Here is a 22,292-nt window from a genome sequence, read left to right as displayed (position 1 = left end):
TGCCCGAGGACCTCCCGCTTGCGAGCCCTGCTGCTGTCTACCGCCGTCACCCTGGCCCTGGCCATGCCGTTGGCCCAGGCCCAGGAGAAGCTGCCGGACATCGGCTCGTCGGCCGGCGAGCTGCTGACCCCGGCACGGCAGGCCGAGTACGGCGCGATGATGCTGCGCGAGCTGCGCAACTACGGCTACCTGCTGGATGACCCGCTGGTCAACGACTGGCTGCAGACCATGGGTACCCGCCTAGGTTCCAACAGCGACCAGCCCCGCCAGCCCTATACGTTCTTCATCATGAAGGACCGCCAGATCAACGCCTTCGCGACCCTGGGCGGCTACATCGGGGTCAACGCCGGCCTGGTGCTGACCGCCGAGCGCGAGGACGAGGTGGCAGCGGTGCTGTCCCACGAAATCGCCCACGTCACCCAGCAGCACGTGCTGCGCGGGGTCGAGCGCGCCCAGCGCGACCAGATTCCGATCCTGCTGGGCATGCTGGCGGCAGTGGTCGCCGCCCAGGCCAGCAACAGCACCTCCTCCGGCAACGCGACCATGGCCGCGATCAGCTCGGGCATGGGCCTGATGCAGCAGCGGCAGATCAATTACACCCGCTCCAACGAATCGGAGGCCGACCGGCTGGGCATCCGTACCCTGTCCCGCAGCGGCTACGACGTGGACGCCATGGCCGGCTTCTTCGAGCGGATGTCGGCGGCCATGCGCGGCAACGACGGCGGCTACCAGGCCCCGGACTTCCTGCAGACCCACCCGGTCAACACCACCCGCATCAGCGAGGCCAAGGCGCGCGCCCAGCAGATGAAGAAGGACACTGTGCTGCTGACCACCAGCACCCCCACCGGCGAGCGCAAGGAGCGGGTGAACCCGGCCGACCCGAGCCTGGGCGAGCCGCTGCTGCGTGGCAGCAATCCGCTGCTGCCCAGCACCGTGCTGCGCCTGCCGATCGGCCAGCTAAGCCGCGGCGCCAGCGGTGATTTCGACTGGGCCCGCGAGCGCCTGCGGGTTCTCAGCGCCGACACCACGCCGGATCTGGAGCGCGAGTACGCCGACCTGGCCCGGCGCCAGAAGGATGGCCTGACCGACGCCCAGCGCTATGGCCAGGCCCTGGCTGCCATGCGCGGCGGCCGCAGCGGCGCCAACCAGGCCCGGCAGGCCTTGGCCAGCCTGCTGCAGACCCATCCGGACAGCCTGTTCGTGGCCCTGGCCCTGGGTGAAGCCGAATCCCGTGCCGGCCAGCCGGTCCAGGCCAACGCGCGGTTCGAACAGATGCTGCGCGAGCACCCCAACAGCCGCCCGGTGGCGCTGACCTATGCCGAGATACTGAATGAACAGGGCGGTCGCGAGGCCGGCCAGCGCTCGCAGGCGATGCTGCGGCCGCTGCTGTCGCAAAGCGGTAACGATCCGGTATTCCAGCAGCGTTACGCCCGCGCCAGCGAACTGGCCGGGGACAGCGTGCGGGCCAGCGAGGCCTATGCCGAGGCGGCCTTCCTCGGCGGCCGTCCGGAGCAGGCGCTGATGCAGCTGCAGGCGCTCAAGCGCAATCCCGAGCTGGACTATGTCGGCCGCGCGCGGGTGGACGCCCGCATCGAGACGATCACCCCGACCGTACTGGAGCTGCGCCGCCAGGGTGTGCAGGACCCGGAGCTGGACCGGCGCTGAGCGCCGCATGACCGGGGCATGGCAATCAGCGCCGATCCCGGCCAGGCAGTCACAAACATGTCATCAAACCGTAGTCTACTGGCACCACTCCAGTAACCGAGCCCTACGGTGTCCTCGTGCAGAAACGCATCCTGATCGTCGATGACGAGCCCGCGATCCGCGAAATGGTCGCCTTCGCCCTGCGCAAGGGCGATTACGAACCTGTCCACGCCGGCGATGCCCGCGAGGCCCAGACCGCGATCGCCGACCGCGTCCCCGACCTGATCCTGCTGGACTGGATGCTGCCCGGCACCAGTGGCCTGGACCTGGCCCGCCGCTGGCGCAAGGAAACCCTGACCCGCGAAGTGCCGATCATCATGCTGACCGCGCGCGGCGAAGAGAATGACCGCGTCGGCGGCCTCGAAGCCGGTGTCGACGACTATGTGGTCAAGCCCTTCTCGGCACGCGAACTGCTGGCCCGCATCCGCGCCGTCATGCGCCGCGCCCGTGACGATGACGAGGACGGCAGCGTGGCGGTCGGCCCGATCCGCATCGACGGCGCCGCCCACCGCGTGTTCGCCAACGACCAGCCGGTGCCGATCGGCCCGACCGAATACCGCCTGCTGCACTTCTTCATGACCCACCCCGAGCGCGTCTACACCCGCGCCCAGCTGCTGGACCATGTGTGGGGCGGCAGCGTGTACGTGGAAGAACGCACCATCGACGTGCACATCCGCCGCCTGCGCAAGACGCTGGAGCCGTTCAATGCCGAGAACATGGTGCAGACCGTGCGCGGCGCCGGTTACCGCTTCTCCACCGCAACCTGAGCCTCGTCGTGCCGGCACCGCGCACCTGCCGGTGCCGGTGTCGGCAACTCTGCTATAACCCTCGGTTCACCGCGTGAACCGCCGCCTCCAACGACGAGACCGCAATGCCCCGCCACATCCGCTCCGCCTGGTTGAAGACGCTGGCCTCCGTGGCAGCGGTATTGGTGCTGGCCGGCGTGGTCGGGTGGTTCAGTGGTCACCTGTGGCTGTGCATCGCGCTGGCCGCACTGGGCACGCTGGCCTGGCATTACTGGCGCCTGCGCCGCGTGCTGCGCCGGCTGACCGCGCGCCAGCGCTGGGAAACCGCCGAGGAAGGGTCCGGCGTGTGGAACGAGCTGGACCGCCTGCTGTACCGCAACCAGGTGGAAATGCGCGTGCGCAAGCGCCGCCTTCTGGACATGCTGCGCAGTTACCGCGCCGCTGCTGCGGCCCTGCCTGATGCAGTGGTGGTGCTGGACCGCAACAGCCAGCGCGTGCAGTGGTTCAACGAAGCGGCCACCGCCCTGCTCGGCCTGCATCATCCCGGCGATCTGGGCGAAGCCCTGGTCGAGCGCCTGCAGCCGATGCCGCTGGCGCACTGGCTGGCCGGCGGCCGCAATGCCGAACCGATCCTGGACGTGCCTTCGCCGGTGGATCCGGCAATCCGGCTGAACCTGCGCCTGATTCCGTATTCTTCCGATTACTGGCTGCTGATCGCCCGCGACGTCAGCAAGCTGCTGCGCCTGGAACAGGTGCGCCGCGACTTCGTGGCCAACGTCTCCCACGAACTGCGCACCCCGCTCACCGTGGTGCACGGCTACCTGGACATGATGGATCCGGAAGACTTCCCCGGCACCGGCCCGATGCTGGAAGAAATGCGCAAGCAGAGCCAGCGCATGGCCCAGCTGGTGGAAGACCTGCTGACCCTGTCGCGGCTGGAATCGCAGGAACACAGCGAAGCGGAGACCGTGGCGATGCAGCCGATGCTGGCCACCCTGCGCCGCGAAGCCGAAGCGCACAGCCAGGGCCGCCACCAGATCAGCATCGACGACCTGGCCGGCGTGGACCTGCTGGGCTCCACCAAGGAACTGCACAGCGCGTTTTCCAACCTGGTCACCAACGCGGTGCGCTACACCCCGGCCGAGGGCCGCATCGCCGTGGAGTTCCGCCGCGAAGGCGACGGCGTCGTGCTGGCCGTGCGTGACAGCGGCTACGGCATTCCCGCCACCCACCTGCCGCGCCTGACCGAACGTTTCTACCGGGTGTCCAGCAGCCGCTCGCGCGAGAGCGGTGGCACCGGACTGGGCCTGTCCATCGTCAAGCACATCCTCGGCCTGCACCACGCACGGCTGGAGATCGAAAGCGAAGTGGGCAAGGGCTCGGTGTTCTCCTGTCATTTCGATGCCGACCACGTGCGCCCGCGCGAGTCCGCCCCCCTGACCTCCATCGAAGAATGAAGCCATGAGCAGCCTCGGATCCCTCCCCCTCCCCGTGAGCCCGGACAACGATCCACTGCGTGACCCGGCGCTCTACATCAACCGCGAACTGTCCCAGCTGGATTTCAACTTCCGCGTGCTGGCACAGGCGATGGATCCGCAAGTGCCGTTGCTGGAGCGCCTGCGCTTCATGTGCATCTCCTGCACCAACCTGGACGAGTTCTTCGAGATCCGCGCCGCCGCCGTGCGCCACGCGCAGGAATTCGGCCTGCCGCCGGCCCCGGACGGCATGAGCCCGCAGGCCATTCTCAACGCCATCCACGACCGCGCCGCCGAACTGGTGGACCAGCAGTACCGCTGCTGGAACGAGACGCTGCGCCCGGCGCTGGCCGAGGCCGGCATCGGCGTGCTCGGCCGCCATTCCTGGAACCACCGGCAGAAGCGCTGGCTGCGCGCGTACTTCCGCAACGAGATCATGCCGGTGCTGTCGCCGCTGGGCCTGGACCCGGTGCATCCGTTCCCGAAGATCCTCAACAAGTCGCTGAACATCGTCGTCGTGCTGAAGGGCACCGATGCGTTCGGCCGCGCCGGCCACCTGGCCATCGTGCGCGCGCCGCGTTCGCTGCCACGCATCATCCAGCTGCCGGAAAGCCTGGGCGGCGGGCAGAACTTCGTGTTCCTGTCCTCGGTGCTGTCGGCGTTCGTCGACGAGCTGTTCCCCGGCATGGAAGTCCAGGGGGCCTACCAGTTCCGCGTCACCCGCAATTCCGAGCTGGTGGTGGACGAGGAAGAAGTGGAGAACCTGGCCCTGGCCCTGCGCGATGAACTGGTCGACCGCGGCTACCGGCCGGCGGTGCGCCTGGAGATCGCCGAGGACACGCCGAAGGACATCGTGCGCACCCTGCTGCAGAACTTCGGCCTGACCGAAAACGCGGTGTACCGCATCGATGGCCCGGTCAACCTCAACCGCATCATCCAGCTGTACGACCTGGTGCCGCAGCCGGACCTGAAGTACCCGCCGATGAACCCGCGCACGCTGCGCGACAGCGACGGCATCTTCGAGATCACCCGGCGCCAGGACCTGCTGCTGCACCATCCCTTCGATGCCTTCACCGCCGTGCTGGACCTGATCAAGCAGGCGGCGGTGGACCCGAACGTGCTGGCCATCAAGCAGACCCTGTACCGCACCGGCAAGGATTCGCTGATTGTCGATGCGCTGATCCAGGCCGCACGCAACGGCAAGGACGTGACGGTGGTGGTCGAGCTGCGCGCGCGCTTCGACGAAGAAGCCAACCTGGGCCTGGCCGACCGCCTGCAGGAAGCCGGCGTGCAGGTGGTGTATGGCGTGGTCGGGTTCAAGACCCACGCCAAGATGCTGCTGATCGTGCGCCGCGAAGGCCGCAAGCTGCGCCGCTACGTGCACCTGGGCACCGGCAACTACCACAGCGGCACCGCCCGCGCGTACACCGACATCAGCCTGATCACCGCCGATGCGGACATCGGCAATGACGTGCACCTGCTGTTCCAGCAGCTGTCCGGGCTGGCCTCGAAGATGAAGCTCAAGCGCCTGCTGCAGTCGCCGTTCACCCTGCACACCGGCATCCTCGCGCGCATTGAACGCGAGACGCGCATCGCCGCTGCCGGCCGCCCGGCGCGCATCATCGCCAAGATGAACGCACTGAACGAGCCGCAGGTGATCCGTGCGCTGTACGCCGCCTCGCAGGCCGGGGTGCAGATCGACCTGATCATCCGCGGCGCCTGCACCCTGCGCCCGGGCGTGCCTGGCGTCTCGGACAACATCCGCGTGCGCTCGATCGTCGGCCGCTTCCTGGAACACAGCCGCGTGTACTGGTTCGGCAACGACGGTGCGCCGGAGCTGTACTGCGCCAGCGCCGACTGGCTGGAACGCAACCTGCTGCGCCGGGTCGAGACCTGCTTCCCGATCCTCGACCCGGATCTGGCCAAGCGCGTGTACCGCGAAGTGCTGCAGAACTACCTGGACGACAACCTCAACGCCTGGGAGCTGGATGCCGAGGGCATCTACCACAAGCGCACCCCGGCCCACGACGAAGCGCCGCATTCGGCCCAGATGGCGTTGATGCAGGGCCTGTAGGCCGCCCCGGTGGGTCCCGACCGTGGGTCGGGACACGAGCAGTGCCGACCAACGGTCGGCACCCACCAACGGCAGCGGCCCACTCCGCCCCCCGCGGAACTCCCCCTACAAAATGTGAAGGCGATGCGGTGACGAGCACACCGCCCCTTCGGCTAACATTCGTCCATGCCGCATACCACCACGACTCCGCCCGCATTGCAGGATGGCGACCTGCTGGCCGCCATCGACCTTGGCTCCAACAGCTTCCACATGGTCATCGCGCGCTACACGCTCGGCCAGTTGCGGGTCATCGACCGCCTGCGCGAAACGGTACGCATGGCCGATGGCCTGGATGGCAAGGGCGGCCTGTCCAGCGCCGCACGGCAGCGTGCGCTGGAATGCCTGGCCCGCTTCGGCCAGCGCATCCGCAACGTGCCCCCGCACCGCGTGCGCGCCCTGGCCACCAACACCGTGCGCCAGCTGCGTTCGCCGCAATCCTTCCTGGTGCCGGCTGAAACCGCGCTGGGCCACGCCATCGAAGTGGTCAGCGGCCGTGAAGAAGCGCGACTGATCTACCTCGGCGTGGCCCATGCACAGCCGCCCAAGGCCGACCAGCGCCGCCTGGTGATCGACATCGGTGGCGGCTCCACCGAATTCATCATCGGCAAGGGCATGCAGACGCTGGAGCGCGAAAGCCTGCAGGCCGGCTGCATTGCCAGCACGCGCCGCTTCTTCCCCGGCGGCAAGCTCAGCCGCAAGCGCTGGAAGGACGCACTGGCCGAGATCGGCCGTGAGTTCCAGCCGTTTGCCAGCAAGTACCGCGCGCTGGGCTGGCAGGAAGCCCTTGGCTCGTCCGGCACGCACAAGGCAATCAGCGAAATCTGCGCCACGATGAAGCTGAGCAAGGGCGCGATCACCGCCGAGGCCCTGCCGCAGCTGCGCGACGAACTGCTGAAGGCCAAGAAGATCGACGACATCGTGCTGCCCGGCCTGTCCGCCGACCGCCGCCCGATCATCGCCGGTGGCATCCTGGTGCTGGAAGCCGCCTTCCAGGCCCTGGGCCTGGAGAAGCTGCTGGTCAGCAAGGCAGCCATGCGCGAAGGCATCCTGTATGACATCGTCGGCCGCGCCGGCGAGAACGATCCGCGCGACGAGTCGGTGGCGGCGCTGACCCAGCGCTATGGCATCGACACCGTGCAGGCCGACCGCGTGCAGGACACCGCCCTGTCGCTGCTGGAGCAGGTGCAGGAGCGCTGGAAACTGGATGCCGACGACGCCCGCATGCTCGGCTGGGCCGCGCGCCTGCACGAGCTGGGCCTGATGATCGCCCACAGCGGTTACCACGTGCACGGCAGCTATGTGCTGGAGAACTCCGACATCGCCGGTTTCTCGCGGCAGGAACAGCAGATGCTGGCCGCACTGGTGCGCAGCCATCGGCGCAGCGTGGGCAAGTCGGCCTTCGATGCCCTGCCTGAGCGCCTGCTGCTGACCGCGCGCCGCCTGACCGCCCTGCTGCGGCTGGCCGTGCTGCTCAACCGCGCGCATGAAGACGCGCCGCTGCCGGCGCTTGAACTGACCGCCGACGACACCCGCCTGTCGCTGATCGTGCCGCAGGCGTTCATCGACCCGCGGCCGCTGCTGCGCGCCGACCTGATCGGCGAGACGGAGGGGCTGGCCGGGCTGGGCATCCAGTTCCGCCCCTTCGTGGCCTGATCCGCGCTGCCGGGAGCCCCCCGGCCAGCCGCCGCTGCCTGCCCTGACGACGGCCCCTAACGGGGCCGTTTTCGCGTGCGCGTTTGCGCATTCTGGAAAATGAACGGGCGTTCAGGCTTCGACACTGTGCCGAATCTGGCGATTTCACCATGACGCTAAGGCCTTGCTTTTATTAAATTTAGATGAAATTCAGCCGACAACTTTCGACATATTTTGCTGCAACCCCTTTACATCCCGTTAACGAACGAGAATAAATCGAAGTCGCCGGCTCAATCGCTTTGATGCGAGCCGACATTTGCCGGGGCTCCTTTGGCCCTGCACCCGAAGCTTCTGAGAGAGAGAGACGCGATGACTTCACGCACCACCGTGCTGGGCAAGGCGATCCGCCACGCCCTGATCGTCGGCACCGCAACGATTGCGCTGCCTGCATTCGCCCAGGACGGCGCCCCTACGACCCTGGACCGCATCGAAATCACGGGCTCGCGCATCCGCCAGGTCGACGTGGAGAACGCGAACCCGGTGCTGGCGATCTCGCGCACCGATATCGAGCGCCAGGGCTTCAGCTCGGTGTCGGACATCCTGCAGAACGTCACCGCCATGGGCAGCCCTGCGATCAGCCGCGCCAATGTGCTCAGCGCGGGCGAAAATGCGGGTGGTACCTACATCGACATGCGCAACCTGGGCGCTCAGCGCACCCTGGTGCTGGTCAACGGCAAGCGCCTGGGCATCAGCACCTCCGGCTACCAGGACGTGTCGACCCTGCCGGTGTCGGCGGTGGAGCGCATCGAAGTCCTGAAGGATGGCGCCTCGGCCATCTACGGTTCGGACGCCATGGCCGGCGTGGTCAACATCATTACCCGCCATGATGCAAACGGCGTGACCGCCAACGTCTACCACGGCCAGTACAGCCAGGGTGACGGCGCCCGTGACCGCTTCGACGTGGTCGCCGGCTGGTCCAACGACCGTGCCTCGATCACCATTTCTGCGGAGCATTCCGAAGAAAAGGCCGTGTGGGCCAAGGACCGCGGGTTCAGCGCCTTCGGCAATACCGACCGCCACCCGACCGAAGCCTGGACCACGGTCAGCCAGTACGGCCAGATCACCGGCCTGAAGGGCCCGGGTTGTGCCGCTGCAGGTTGTGGCTACTCGCTCAACCGCGGCAGCGATCCGCTGAACCCGGCCAACTACCACATCACCAACGCCAGTGCCCCCGACGGCGACGTCAGCAACACCAACCAGCAGATGCACCTGAACTATCCGCTGAAGCGGGACTCGGTGTTCGTCGATGGCCGCGTGAACATCACCGATTCGATCCACTTCAGCACGCAGCTGGGCTACAACAAGCGTGATTCCAGCCGCCAGATCGCCGGCTATCCGCTGCAGTCGTCCACCGCTGGTATCGGTGCGATGTCGGTCAACAGCTACTTCAACCCGTTCGGCAGCCAGCACGGCTATGCCACCCCGACCGCCGTGGCGTGGAACCACCGCACCTGGGAAGTGCCGCGCGTCAGCGACAGCTCGCTGAAGACCTATCGCGCCGTGGCCGCCTTCGGCGGCTCGTTCGATATCGGCGAACGCTACTTCGACTGGGAAGTGGGCTACCAGTACAACAAGAACGAGCTGCGCCAGCACGCCACCGGCAACCTGCACAAGCAGCGCGTCAAGGATGCCGTCGGCCCGTCGTACTACAACGCGGCCACCGGCAAGGTCGAATGCGGTACTGCCGCTGCGCCGATCGCCAACTGCATGGTCTGGAATCCGCTGATCGCTGCAGGCGTGGTTGATCCTTACGGTCTGACCGGCAACCAGGCCCTGATCGACTACCTGATGCCGGCTGAGAATTCCACCGGCAAGACCGTTGGCAAGAACTTCTTCGCCTCCATCGCCGGCAGCATCGTCACTCTGCCGGCCGGTGACCTGGGCTTTGCGTTCGGCCTGGAAAACCGCAAGGAAACCGGTGAGTTCATTCCCGACGCGCTGGCCCAGACCGGCGCCACCACCAACCTGGCCGCTGGCCCGACCGGTGGTGGTTACAAGGTGAAGGAAGCCTACCTGGAGCTCAACGTCCCGGTCCTGGCGGACCTGCCGGGCGCCAAGGAACTGAGCTTCAACGCCGCTACGCGCTTCTCCGACTACGACACCTTCGGCAACACGCTGAACAGCAAGTTCGGCTTCAAGTGGCGTCCGATCGACCAGCTGCTGGTCCGCGGCACCTGGGCGGAGGGCTTCCGCGCCCCGACCATCAACGATCTGTACGGCGGCGGTTCGGAGACCTTCACCACCGGCTACGCCGATCCCTGCGATACCGTCTACGGCCCGTCCAAGGACAGCGCAGCAGTACGCGCACGTTGCGCTCGCGACATCGCCAACGCCGATACCTACCGCCAGCTGAAGCAGGGCCTGGTACCGATCACCAGCAGTACTGACCAGACGCCGGTGCCGTTCACCAACGGCTCGAACCCGAACCTCCAGCCGGAGACCTCCAAGAGCAAGACGCTGGGCGTTGTGTGGAGCCCGCAGTTCATCCAGAACTTCAACGTCTCGCTGGACTGGTGGAAGATCCGCATCGACAACACCATCATCGCCGACAGCCCGAACCAGATCCTGATCGACTGCTACGAGCAGGGCATCGACACCCGCTGCCTGCAGTTCACCCGTGATCCGGCGCTGGGCATCGTCAACAAGCTGACCTACGGCAATCGCAACGCCGGTTTCCTGGAAACCGAAGGTTACGACATGGACCTGACCCATCGTCTGGCAACCGACTCGATGGGTACCTTCTCCACCAACTGGTCGACCACCTACGTCAGCTCCAACGTCTTCCGCTCGACCAACGACGGCAAAGTGGTGCCGACGCCGATCAACGGCATCGCCACCAACACCGTCAGCGGTTTCCGCGTCCGCTCGAACCTGACCCTGGGCTGGGATCTGGGCGACTTCGGTATCAGCTGGACCGCGCGTTACTACTCCGGCGTGAAGGAACAGTGCCTGGACGCGGTCAAGCACGCGGACGAATGCTCCGATCCGGGCGTGCGTGCCCCCTGGTACCCGGGTTCGCGCAACTACAACGAGCGCGGCTCGGTCACCTTCCACGACGTGCAGTTCCGTTACAACCTGCCGTGGGATGCCACCGTTTCGGTCGGTGCCAACAATGTGTTCGAGAAGTACGGCCCGAACATGTACAGCAAGCCGAACTCGGTGTTCTCCTACTACGGTGGCTATGACATCGGCCGCTTTGTGTACATGAAGTACCAGCAGCGCTTCTGATCCATCGCGCCGCCGCATCTGTTGAACAACCACGGCCCTTCGGGGCCGTGGTTTTTTTTGTCGCTAATGAACAGAAGGCGGCCGCGCCAAAGCGATGGCGTGGCGTCTTCAGGCGCTCTCTCGTTCTGCACTGCAACGCACACAAGTTCTTGAACCTCCGCAGGTAACGCGGAATACGACAGCGCAGATGCAGCCACCGGTCGCTTTCTGCCTTTACGGAATTTGAACGCTGCGCGTTAGTGGCGTGCCGTCGCGACGCAGGTCGTGGCGGCCGGACAAGCCCGCGCTTCGGGCGTCCGTTTCCGCACATCAGAGAGAGAAACCGCATGACGCCGAGCACCTCCCCGTTGGGTTGGGCGATCCGCTGCGCGCTGGCCACCGCCGGCACCGCGGCCGCCCTGCCCGCACTGGCGCAGGATTCCGCCGCCACGGCCGGACTGGCCCAGAATTCCCACGCCCCGACCACGCTGGACCGTATCGAGATCACCGGTTCGCGCATCCGCCAGGTCGATCTGGAAACCGCACAGCCCGTATTGACCATCAGCCGCGCCGACATCGAACGGCAGGGCTTCAACTCGGTGGCCGATATCCTGCAGAACCTGACCGCGATGGGCAGCCCCGCCGCCAGCCGCGCCAGTCCGTTGTCAGCAGGCGAGTCGGCCGGCGGCAGCTTCGTGGACATGCGCGGGCTGGGCGCGCAGCGCACCCTGGTGCTGGTCAACGGCAAGCGCATGGGCATGACCACCGGCGGGCTGCAGGACATTTCCACCCTGCCCGCCGCCGCCGTCGAACGCATGGAAGTGCTCAAGGATGGCGCATCGGCCATCTACGGGTCCGATGCGATGGCCGGCGTGGTCAACATCATCACCCGCCGCAACGTCGAGGGCATCAACGCCAGCCTCTACCAGGGCCAGTACAGCCAGGGCGATGGCGACCGCACGCAGTACGACGTGGTGGGCGGCTGGTCCAACGACCGCGCCTCGATCAGCTTCGCTGCCGAACACGTCGAGGAGAAAGGCGTCTGGGCGCGCGACCGCTGGTTCAGCGCCTACACCAACACCGACCGCCATCCTGCCGATGGCTGGACCACGGTGGGCCAGTGGGGCCGCATCACCGGCTTCAATGGCCCGGGTTGCAGCAACAGCCGCGGCTGCAGCTACTCGCTGGATCGTGGCGTGGCGCCCGGTGGCCCCGACAGCGTCCACCTGAGCGACGACACGCCGTTCACCGGCGATGTCAGCAACACCAACCAGCAGATGCACGTGCAGACACCGATCAAGCGTGATTCGATCTTCGTCGATGGCCGCGTCGCGCTGACCGATGCGCTGCACTTCAACACCCAGCTGGCCTACAACCGACGCGAGACGACCCGGCAGATCGCCGGCTATCCGTTCCAGTCCGGCGCCGCGGGCATCAACCCGATGTCGAAGGACAGCTGGTTCAATCCGTTTGGCAGCCACCACGGTTACCAGGCTCCCAGCGACGTGAACTGGAACCGGCGCCTCTGGGAAGTCCCTCGCGTGAGCGTCAGCGACCTCACCACCTGGCAGGGCGTGGCCGCCTTCGAGGGCAGCTTCGAGCTGGGCGCGCACGGCTTCGACTGGGAAGCGGGCTACCAGTACAACCGCAGCGAACTGACCCAGCGCGCGACCGGCAATCTGCACAAACAGCGCGTCGAAGACGCCACCGGCCCTTCGTTCTACAACGCCGCCACCGGCAAGGTCGAATGCGGCACACCGGGTGCGCCGATCGCAGGCTGCATGCCGTGGAACCCACTGGTGCCCTATGGCCAGCACGACCCCAATGGCCTGACCGGCAACCCGGCACTGATGGACTGGCTGTTCCCCGAGGAGATCAGCCGTGGCCGCACCACCAGCCGCAACCTGTTCGCCACGGTAAGTGGCACCGTGCTGACCCTGCCGGCCGGCGACCTGGGCATGGCCGTCGGCGTGGAGAGCCGCCGCGAGGATGGCCGTTTCATTCCCGATCCGCTGGCCCAGACCGGCGCCACCACCAACCTCGCCGCAGGGCCGACCGGCGGCGGCTACCGCGTGGACGAAGCGTACCTGGAGCTGAGCGTGCCGCTGCTGCGCGACCTGCCCGCGGCGCACGAGCTCACCGTCAGTGCGGCCACCCGCTATTCGGACTACAGCACCTTCGGCGACACCCTCAACAGCAAATTCGGCTTCACCTGGAGGCCGATCGAACAGGTCCTGCTGCGCGGCACCTGGGCGCAGGGCTTCCGTTCGCCCACCATCGCCAACCTCTATGGCGGCGGCTCGCAGACCTTCACCACGGGCTTCCGCGACCCCTGCGATACCGTGTACGGCGCGGCGGCTAGCAGCCCGGAGGTGCGTGCGCGCTGCGCGGCCGACATCGCCAATGCCGACAGCTACCGCCAGCTGGGCCAGGGCAACGTGCCCATTGAAAGCAGCAGTGGCCAGACCCCGCTGCCGTTCACCAATGGCTCCAACCCCGACCTGCAGCCGGAAACCGCAACCAGCCGCACCCTGGGCGTGGTCTGGAGCCCGGGCTTCGCGCCCGGCCTGAACATCGCGCTGGACTGGTGGAAGATCCGCATCGACGACACCATCGTGGCCGACCATCCCAACGACATGCTGCGCGACTGCTATGAACTGGGCATCGCCGAGCGCTGCGCCGGCTTCACCCGCGACCCGGCGCTGGGCATCGTCAACCAGCTGAAGTACGGCGTGCGCAACAGCGGCTTCCGCGAAACGCAAGGCTATGACCTGGAACTGAGCCATCGCTGGGAAACCGACTGGGGCACCCTGCGCACCGACTGGAAGAGCACCTACGTGGTGTCGTCGCTGGAACGCAGCACCAATGACGCCGGCGTGGTGCCAACACCCGGCAACGGCCTGGCCAGCGCGGGCGGGATCGGCTTCCGCACCCGCTCCAACCTGTCGCTGGACTGGGAGCGTGGCAATTTCGGCATCAACTGGGGCGTGCGCTACTACTCGGCAGTGAAGGAACAGTGCTTCAGCCCGCGCCTGCATGCCGACGAATGCTCGCACCCGGGCCAGCAGGCCCCGTGGTACAGCGGCGTGCGCAACTACAACCGCCGCGGCTCGACCACCTTCCACGATGTGCAGGTGCGCTACAGCCTGCCGTGGGACGCCACGGTATCGCTGGGTGCGAACAACGTGTTCGAGAAGTACGGCCCGATCATGTACACCCAGCCGAGCGCGAACTTCTCCTACTACGGCGGCTACGACATCGGCCGCTTCATCTACATGAAGTACCAGCAGCGCTTCTGATCCACGGCACGGCCCTTCGGGGCCGTGCTTCTGCGTACGGCGCGGCCGTCATCCGACGGTCGCAAAGCGGTAACAGGCACTACATGGGCAGGCCCGAGCATGCCGGAAAACCGGAGGCCCGCCATGCGCCATGCCATTGTCACCGAGACCTATCCGCCGGAAGTCAACGGCGTCGCACTCACCGTGCAGGGCCTGGAACTGGGACTGCGTGCGGCCGGCCATGAGGTCGACCTGATCCGTCCACGACAGGCCAGTGAAGCACTGGAATCGGCGCCCGGCACGCTGCTGGTGCCGGGCGCCGCCCTGCCCCGCTACCCGGGCCTGCGCTTCGGCCTGCCTGCGCCGATCCGCCTGGGCCGCCACTGGCAGAAGCAGCGGCCTGACGCGGTGTACATCGCCACCGAAGGCCCGCTGGGCTGGTCGGCGCTGCGCACCGCCCGCCGCCTCGGCATTCCGGTGGCGACCGGCTTCCACACCCGCTTCGACGAATACCTGCCCGACTACGGTGTGGCCTGGCTGCAGACGGCAGCGATGCGCTGGATGCGCCGCTTCCACAACCAGGCCGATGCCACCCTGGTGCCGACCCGCGAACTGCAGCACTTCCTCACCGACCAGGGCTTCGAGCGCGTACGCCTGCTGGCGCGCGCGGTGGACAGCCAGCAGTTCGATCCCAGCCGGCGCGATCCCGCATTGCGCGAGGAATGGGGCGTGGACGGCAACGGACTGGTCGCCATCTACGTGGGCCGCATCGCCGCCGAGAAGAACCTCGGGCTGGCAGTTAAGGCATTCCGCCGCCTGCAGCAGGTGCGGCCGAAGGCACGCTTCGTGTGGGTCGGCGACGGCCCGGCACGGGAGAAGCTGGCCCACGAGAATCCCGATTTCATTTTCTGCGGCATCCAGCGCGGCGACGCCCTGGCCCGACATTTCGCCAGCGGCGACCTGTTCCTGTTCCCCAGCCGCAGCGAGACGTTCGGCAACGTGACCCTTGAAAGCATGGCCTGCGGCCTGGCCACCGTGGCCTTCGACTACGGCGCTGCGCGCGAGTACCTGCGCAACGGCGAGAACGGGGCCGCCGTGGACACCGACGAACAGTTCATCGAAGCGGCCGTGCAGCTGGCCAGCGACGATGCGCTGCGCCGCGAGCTGGGCAGCAACGCCGCCCGCGCGATGAAGCGCCTGCACCCGCAGCAGGTGGTGGCCGAATTCGAAACGCTGCTGGCCGAACTGGCCCAGGCACGGAGGACCGGACATGCGCACAACGCCGCTTGAAGGACTGGCTGGCCGCGAAGCGCGGCTGTGCCGCCGGGCCAACCACTACTGCCGGCGCCGCCGCGTGCGTCGCCTGTTCTCGATCATCAGCCGCCTGGGTGATGGTGTCTTCTGGTACGTGCTGATGGGCGCGCTGGTTCTGGTCGATGGTTTCGACGGCCTGCGCGCATCGGTGCACATGGCCGCCACCGGCCTGGCCGCACTGCTGCTCTACAAGGGCCTGAAGCGCTGGACCCGGCGCCCGCGGCCATATGCGGCCGACCTGCGCATCCGCGCCTGGGTGGCACCGCTGGACGAGTTCAGCTTCCCCTCCGGCCACACCCTGCATGCGGTGTCCTTCACCATCGTGGCGCTGGCGTACTACCCGTGGCTGGCGCCGCTGCTGGTGCCGTTCACCTTCGGCGTCGGCCTGTCGCGCGTGGTGCTGGGCCTGCACTACCCCAGCGACGTGCTGGCGGCCACCGGCATCGCCGCGCTGCTGGCCTCGGCCAGCCTGGCCTGGCTGCCGCTGCCGGTTTGACGCGGTCGCGCCCGCCAGGCCATGCCCGGCGAGCCGATGCCCTAGAATGCCTGCATGACGACGCTGTTCATTTCCGATCTGCACCTGGACCCCAGCCGTCCAGCCATCACCGACCTGTTCCTGCGCTTCCTGCGCGAGGACGCGCCCGGCGCGGACGCGCTGTACATCCTCGGCGATCTGTTCGAAGCCTGGATCGGCGATGACACGCCCTCGCCGGCCGCCGATGCGGTGGCCGATGCGCTGAAGGTGCTGTCCGACAGCGGCGTGCCGGTGTTCTTCATGCGCGGCAACCGAGACTTCCTGCTGGGCGAGGACTATGCGCGCCGCGCCGGCCTGCGCATCCTGCCCGACCCGTGCGTGATCGAGCTGTACGGCCGCCCGGTGATGCTGCAGCACGGCGACCTGCTGTGCACCGACGACATCCCCTACCAGCAGTTCCGCGCGCAGACCCGCGACCCGGTGTTCCAGGCCCAGTTCCTGTCGCACCCGTTGGCCGCACGCATTGCGTTCGCGCAGAAGGCGCGCGATGCCAGCCAGGCACGCCAGTCGGAAATGAAACAGGGTGACCGCGCGCAGTTCGAGACGGTGACCGACGTGGCCCCGGCCGAAGTCGAGGCCACCTTCGTGCGCCACGGCGTGGACACGATGATCCACGGCCACACCCACCGCCCGGCCATCCACACGCTGCAGGCCGGTGGCCGCAGCTGCACCCGCATCGTGCTGGGCGACTGGTACGAACAGGGTTCGGTGCTGCGCGTGGATGCCGACGGCTGGCGCCTGGATTCGCTCAAGCGCGAATGATGGCGTGCCAGGAAGGCGCCGGCCGAGGTCGGCGCCTTCCTTCCGCGTGTGCCAACCGAGGTTGGCATCTACCCGTTTCCTGCCTCAGCGGAAGCCGGCCACCGTGTGCTTGGTGGTGACCAGCACGCGCTGGTTGTCGGCTGAACTGGCAATGCCCATCGGAATGCCGTTGTAGCTGATGTTCGGGTTGGACCAGTAGTTCAGGCGCGGGCAGCCGCGGGTGCAGTCATAGGCCATGATCGTGCGCCAGCCGGTACCAGTGGCCGGCTCGTAGCGGTAGCCGTGGCCGAAGGCATACGGCGAGGTGCTCGGATCGTTGGCGATGTCATGCCGGGCACTCTGCAGGTGGCCGATCTCGTGGGCGAAGGAGTAGTACCCGGTCGCGCAGTCCCAGTACACCGCTGCGAACGCCGTGGCCGCCGTCGAGCCGATGCCCGACGCCAGGCCGCAGTAGCTGGTGTTGTTGATCAGCAGGACGCCGACATCGGCCGTCGTGCTGTTGCGGCTGGCATGGATGCTGTCCATGTAGCCGTCACTGGTCGTGCGGAAACGGGCCAGGTCGGTGGTGAAGTTGCCCGACTCGGTATAGCTGGTGGTTTCATACCCGGCCAGCTGCATGGTGATGCCGACATTGCTGTTGGCATACCCCTGGTTGGATTCGGCCACCGCCAGCTGCACCAGCGATTGCATGTTGCCGCCATAGGCCGCCACGGCGGCATTGGTGGCCACCACCAGCACGCGGATGGTCGCGGGCGTGCCCGACGATGCCTGGGCGATGCCGATGCGATCCTGGTCCGCCATCGGAATCTTCGGCAGCTGGTTGTAGTCGGCCGGGTGGTCGGCAGGCATCCGCGTTTCATCCACCGCCACCAGGATGTGGCGATCGCCCAGCGGGCGCAGCCGGTACAGCTTGCCGTCCTTGCGGATCGAGCCGGTGAGCGTGTTGCCCGAGCGCACCACGATCAGTGAATTGCCCGGATCGTCCTGGCCATTGGAGGTCGCCTTCTGCAGGCGGTCCGACGGCGTGCGGATCTGCCCGTACCAGATGCTGCCACCGTCAGGCAGCGCCTCGACCCTGCTGCGGATCGCCTGCACCTTCTGCCCCAGCAGTTCGAATTCCAGCTGCGGCTGCGCGGTGGCAGCCGCGTCGATGCGCACTTCCTGTACCGTGGCCGTGGACGGCGTGGACAGCAGCCGGGCCAGTGCGGGATCGCTGCCGGCCGAAGCACGGCTGAGGATGGTCACCGGTTCAAACAACGGCGCGGCACTGGCCGCCGCCGCCACCGAAAGGCCCAACAACACGCCAACCGCCGTTCTACCCATCGATCTGGACATCATTCTGGTCGCTCCTGGAAGTGAGGTGGACAGCCTTGATGCATCACGACCCGGTTTGCCGGGTCTGGCCATTCGGCCTGTCCAGCGCATGTGAATTCAATAGAGGACAGGCGTCGGCATCCGGATCTGTGATCCACGGCCTCGGCGTTCAGGCAGGTCAAAAACGCCAGTACACTTCGCCAACACATGGCGTTCGCGCCACCGTGACGCGGCCACGACGGGAAACGCACATGGCACCAGGACAGCACCAGGCAGATGCGTACGCCGATCCCGGCGTGCTGCGCATTGGCCTGTTCTTCGACGGCACCCGCAACAATGCGCACAACCTCGCGCGCGGCCGGCCGCAGTCGCCGCAGCCACGCCCTGCCCTGCTGCGCGCCGACGATGACTCGACTTACCAGAGCCGGCTGACCAGCAGCTACGACAACGGCACCACCAACATCACGCGGCTGTACCAGCTGTACCCGGACAGCCGGCGCACGCCCGGCGTCGGTGCGTCGCTGGCGATCTACATCGAAGGTGTCGGCACCCGCGATGACGCCGAGGACGACCTGATCGGGCTGGCCTTCGGCGCGGGTGCCAGCGGCGTGCGCGCCAAGGTCCAGCGCGCGCTGCAGGTGCTGCTGCCGGCGGCCCTGGCCGCGCTTGCCGCGCAGCGGCGTACCCCGCTGCACAGCGTGCAGGTGGACCTGTTCGGCTACTCGCGTGGCGCGGCCGCCGCACGCGATGTCGCCAACCAGCTGCACGGCTGGGACGGCGCGCGCTGGCGACAGCTGCTGCAGCAGGCGGGCCTCGTGTGCGCGGTGGATTTCGCGGTACAGCGCCCGGCGCTGCGCTTCATCGGCCTGTTCGACACCGTGGTGGCGGTCAGCGGTGGCCGTGCCGATGAGCGGCCGCAGCTGGCCCTGCCTGCCGGCATCGCCGGCCGCGTGGTGCAGCTGGTGGCCCGCGATGAACACCGCCAGCACTATCCGCTGACCACGGTGGCACCGACGCATGCCGAGATCGTGCTGCCCGGCGTGCATGCCAACATCGGCGGCGGCTACGACCAGACCGAGGAAGGGCCGAAACTGCTGAGCCGGCCGCACCGGCAGCAGCTGCGACGCCCACCGGTGCCCGACTACCAGACGCCCTCACTGGCGCAGCTGCAGGCGACCACGGTCTACGCCGAAGCGCAGGCCGATGCCGAACGCTGGCGGCAGCAGCTGGGCCTGGACGAGAAAGAGGTGTGGGTGGATGTCTGGCACCAGTGGCAGCAGCAGCGCCGTGCCGGCAGCCGCAGCGTACTGCTGAGCCCCGTGCTGTACGTGACCGCAGCGGTGGTGCTGCGCCGGCCCATCGACTGGCGCTACCAGCTGATCGGCCTGCAGGTGATGCAGCGGCAGGCCAGCGAAGCCGGCGTGCAGTGGACGGCCGCGGCGGCCGACGTGGCGGACTGGGCGCTGCCTGCCAACCTGCAGCCGATCGCACGGCGCTTGCTGGAGGGACAGGCACTGACCCCGACCCAGGAAGCACTGCTGCGCCGCCGCTACCTGATGCAGTCGGCGCACTGGAACTTCGATGCACTGGGCGACACCGCGCTGACCTACGCGGCCGATGCCGGCGTGAGCGAGTTGCCGTACCGGCCCGGGCCCGGCCTGTTCTACATCAACCGGCCGACGGTGGACGGCAAGCGCGTGGTGTTGCCCAACGCGTGACGCGCATCCACGCATGGCGTGGATCAACCCGCGACCCGACGCGTTACGTGCATCGCGGCCCGGTACCTGAAGTAGATCCACGCCATGCGTGGATGACGCCAGCGGCGTGATCAACCCGCCTGTTCGATCAGGTTGGCCAACTCGTCGGCGTCGAAGCCTGCCAGCAGGCGCGCTTCCAGATTGAACGGACCGTGCAGGTAGCCGCCGGCATATTCCAGCAGCAGTTCCTTGAAGCGTGCGCGCGGCTCGACGCCGGCGCGTTCGCAGTACCAGCGGTACCAGCGCGAACCGGCAGCAACATGCGCGACTTCCTCGCGCAGGATCACTTCCAGCACATCGGCGGTTTCAGCGTCGCCGACATTGCGCAGCTTCTCGATCATGCCGGGCGTCACGTCCAGCCCACGCGCTTCCAGTACCCGCGGCACCAGCGCCATGCGCGCCAGACCGTCATGCGCGGTCTTCTCGCACATCTCCCACAGGCCGTTGTGCGCGGGGAAATCGGCGTACTCGTGGCCATGCACCTGCAGCCGCTCGCGCAGCAGCAGGAAGTGCCGCGACTCGTCGTCGGCGCAGCTCACCCAGTCGGCATGGAACGCCGCGGGCAGGCCACGGAAGCGATACACCGCATCCCAGGCCAAGTCGATCGCGTTCAGTTCGATGTGGGCAATGGCGTGGATGAAGGCGGCGCGGCCTTCCACTCCGCCCAGTCCACGCCGCGGCACCTGCCGCGGGTGCACCAGCACCAGCCGCGCGGGGCGGCCGGGCATGCGGATCGCTTCAGGCGGCGGCGCGTCGGCGGCCACCTTCAGGCGCCCGGCGCGGAACGCCGCCGCGTAGGCCTGGGTCAGCGCCACCTTGCGCAGCGGGTGGGCTTCGGCCAGGCACTTCTGCGCAGCGCGCAGCAGGTCGCCACCGACGTCGGGCACATCGACCACGGCTGTACCTCAGGCGCGGCGCTTGTGCTTGGCGTCGTCCGAACGCAGCTGCTGGATGCGCTCGAAGTAGCCCGGCTCGATGCCCGTCGGGTAATGGCCGTTGAAGCAGGACGAATCGAAATTGCGCAGCGCCGGATTACCCTCGCTCACCGCCGCTTCCATGTCCTCGATGTCCTGGTAGATCAGCCAGTCGCAGCCCAGGTGGGCTTCGATCTCTTCCACCGTGCGGTTGTGCGCCACCAGCTCCTCGGCCGCCGGCATGTCGATGCCGTAGATGTTCGGGAAGCGCACCGGCGGCGCGGCGCTGGCCAGGTAGACCTTGCGCGCGCCCGCATCGCGGGCCATCTGCACGATCTGCTGGCTGGTGGTGCCGCGCACGATCGAGTCGTCCACCAGCAGCACCACGCGGTTGCGGAACTCCAGGTGGATCGGGTTGAGCTTGCGGCGCACCGACTTCACCCGCTCACCCTGCCCCGGCATGATGAAGGTGCGGCCGATGTAGCGGTTCTTGATGAAGCCTTCGCGGTACTTCACGCCGAGCACGTTGGAGATTTCCAGCGCGGCATCGCGCGAGGTGTCCGGGATCGGGATGATGGTGTCGATGTCGTGGTCCGGGCGCAGGCGCAGGATCTTCTCGCCCAGCTTGATGCCCATGCGCATGCGCGCCTTGTGCACCGAGACGTTGTCGATCATCGAATCCGGGCGTGCGAAGTACACGTATTCGAAGATGCACGGGGTGTGCTCGGCCGGATCGGCGCAGATTTCCGAGAACAGCTCGCCGCGCGCGGTGATCACCAGCGCTTCGCCCGGCTGCACGTCGCGCACGCGCTGGAAGCCCAGCACGTCAAGCGCCGCCGATTCGGACGCCACGATGTATTCGTCGCCTTCGGCGTGGCTGCGCTTGCCCAGCACCAGCGGGCGGATGCCATGCGGGTCGCGGAAGGCGACCAGGCCCAGGCCCAGCACCACGCTGACCACCGCATAGCCGCCCTTGCAGCGGCGGTGCACGCCGGCCACGGCACGGATCGCCGCTTCCGGGCTGAGCTGGCGCTGCTGTTCCAGTTCGTAGGCAAACACGTTCAGCAGCACTTCGCTGTCCGAATCGGTGTTGACGTTGCGGCGGTCCTGCTCGAACACCTGGCGGCGCAGGTCCTCGGTGTTGATCAGGTTGCCGTTGTGGGCCAGCGCGATGCCGTAGGGCGAATTGACGTAGAACGGCTGCGCTTCGTCCATGCCTTCCGAACCCGCGGTCGGGTAACGCACGTGAGCGATGCCGATGTTGCCTTCCAGGGTGGACATGGTGCGGGCGTCGAACACGTCGCGGACCAGGCCGGTGGCCTTCTGCACCCGCAGGCGGCTGCCGCTGGCGGTGGCGATGCCTGCCGCGTCCTGGCCGCGATGCTGGAGGACGGTCAAGCCGTCATACAACTGCCCGGCGACGTTCTGGTTGCCGACGATTCCGACGATGCCACACATGGTGCGAGGTCTCCGCTGGGCCG

General features: G+C 67.5%; 14 protein-coding genes. 11 read left to right on the top strand and 3 right to left on the bottom strand.

The features are described 5' to 3' along the window. The first annotated feature begins 18 nt into the window (after positions 1-18). The 10 genes from AC3WL7_RS10210 (at position 19) to lpxH (ending at position 16,826) form a co-directional block, all read left to right on the top strand. On the top strand, positions 19-1,665 hold the full coding sequence (locus tag AC3WL7_RS10210; RefSeq protein WP_492750187.1) for a M48 family metalloprotease: 1,647 nt from the start codon (positions 19-21) through the stop codon (positions 1,663-1,665). Positions 1,666-1,781: 116 nt separating this feature from the next. Then, positions 1,782-2,471 carry a phosphate regulon transcriptional regulator PhoB gene (gene phoB, locus AC3WL7_RS10205; RefSeq protein ID WP_079220798.1) on the top strand — a complete coding sequence of 230 codons (690 nt, stop codon included), beginning with the start codon at positions 1,782-1,784 and terminating at the stop codon, positions 2,469-2,471. Between the two features lie 104 nt (positions 2,472-2,575). After that, complete coding sequence (phoR, locus tag AC3WL7_RS10200) at positions 2,576-3,907, top strand: phosphate regulon sensor histidine kinase PhoR (protein WP_492750186.1); 1,332 nt, start codon at positions 2,576-2,578, stop codon at positions 3,905-3,907. 4 nt (positions 3,908-3,911) lie between these two features. Beyond that, positions 3,912-5,999: a polyphosphate kinase 1 gene (ppk1, locus tag AC3WL7_RS10195; protein ID WP_108746042.1), complete on the top strand. Its 2,088-nt coding sequence runs from the start codon at positions 3,912-3,914 to the stop codon at positions 5,997-5,999. Positions 6,000-6,164: 165 nt separating this feature from the next. Continuing rightward, positions 6,165-7,691, top strand: coding sequence for an exopolyphosphatase (ppx, locus tag AC3WL7_RS10190; RefSeq protein WP_079220795.1), 1,527 nt, complete (start codon positions 6,165-6,167; stop codon positions 7,689-7,691). A 348-nt stretch (positions 7,692-8,039) separates the two neighbouring features. Next, positions 8,040-10,958 carry a TonB-dependent receptor domain-containing protein gene (locus tag AC3WL7_RS10185; protein WP_492750185.1) on the top strand — a complete coding sequence of 973 codons (2,919 nt, stop codon included), beginning with the start codon at positions 8,040-8,042 and terminating at the stop codon, positions 10,956-10,958. Positions 10,959-11,284: 326 nt separating this feature from the next. Next, positions 11,285-14,236, top strand: coding sequence for a TonB-dependent receptor domain-containing protein (locus tag AC3WL7_RS10180; protein WP_492750184.1), 2,952 nt, complete (start codon positions 11,285-11,287; stop codon positions 14,234-14,236). 123 nt (positions 14,237-14,359) lie between these two features. Continuing rightward, complete coding sequence (locus AC3WL7_RS10175; RefSeq protein WP_079220792.1) at positions 14,360-15,505, top strand: glycosyltransferase family 4 protein; 1,146 nt, start codon at positions 14,360-14,362, stop codon at positions 15,503-15,505. Further along, positions 15,486-16,025: a phosphatase PAP2 family protein gene (locus tag AC3WL7_RS10170; protein WP_079220791.1), complete on the top strand. Its 540-nt coding sequence runs from the start codon at positions 15,486-15,488 to the stop codon at positions 16,023-16,025. The genes AC3WL7_RS10175 and AC3WL7_RS10170 overlap by 20 nt, the downstream gene beginning before the upstream one ends. 54 nt (positions 16,026-16,079) lie before the next feature. Continuing rightward, positions 16,080-16,826, top strand: a complete 747-nt coding sequence (lpxH, locus tag AC3WL7_RS10165; RefSeq protein WP_492750183.1) for a UDP-2,3-diacylglucosamine diphosphatase — start codon at positions 16,080-16,082, stop codon at positions 16,824-16,826. Positions 16,827-16,910: 84 nt separating this feature from the next. Here lpxH and AC3WL7_RS10160 read toward each other — a convergent pair whose 3' ends face one another. Further along, entirely contained in the window at positions 16,911-18,164 is a 1,254-nt protein-coding gene (locus tag AC3WL7_RS10160; RefSeq protein WP_492750182.1) for a zinc-dependent metalloprotease, read from the bottom strand. A 227-nt stretch (positions 18,165-18,391) separates the two neighbouring features. On the opposite strand from AC3WL7_RS10160, the gene AC3WL7_RS10155 reads away from it, so the two are divergent. After that, the gene (locus tag AC3WL7_RS10155) at positions 18,392-19,858 is read left to right on the top strand and encodes a T6SS phospholipase effector Tle1-like catalytic domain-containing protein (protein ID WP_492750181.1); all 1,467 of its coding nucleotides are present in this window, start codon (positions 18,392-18,394) and stop codon (positions 19,856-19,858) included. A gap of 110 nt (positions 19,859-19,968) precedes the next feature. Here the strand turns inward: AC3WL7_RS10155 and AC3WL7_RS10150 are convergent, their stop codons facing one another. Beyond that, a complete protein-coding gene (locus AC3WL7_RS10150; protein ID WP_492750180.1) occupies positions 19,969-20,793 on the bottom strand; it encodes a ferritin-like domain-containing protein in 825 nt (274 codons plus the stop codon). A gap of 9 nt (positions 20,794-20,802) precedes the next feature. Next, positions 20,803-22,269 (bottom strand): amidophosphoribosyltransferase, encoded by a 1,467-nt coding sequence (purF, locus tag AC3WL7_RS10145; RefSeq protein WP_492750179.1) that lies wholly within the window; start codon positions 22,267-22,269, stop codon positions 20,803-20,805. Positions 22,270-22,292 lie beyond the last annotated feature (23 nt).

The sequence above is a fragment of the Stenotrophomonas sp. FW305-3-2-15-E-LB1 genome, assembly GCF_058787375.1.
Note: the sequence above shows the minus strand (reverse complement) of the source record. Positions and strands in the feature narration are given on the sequence as shown.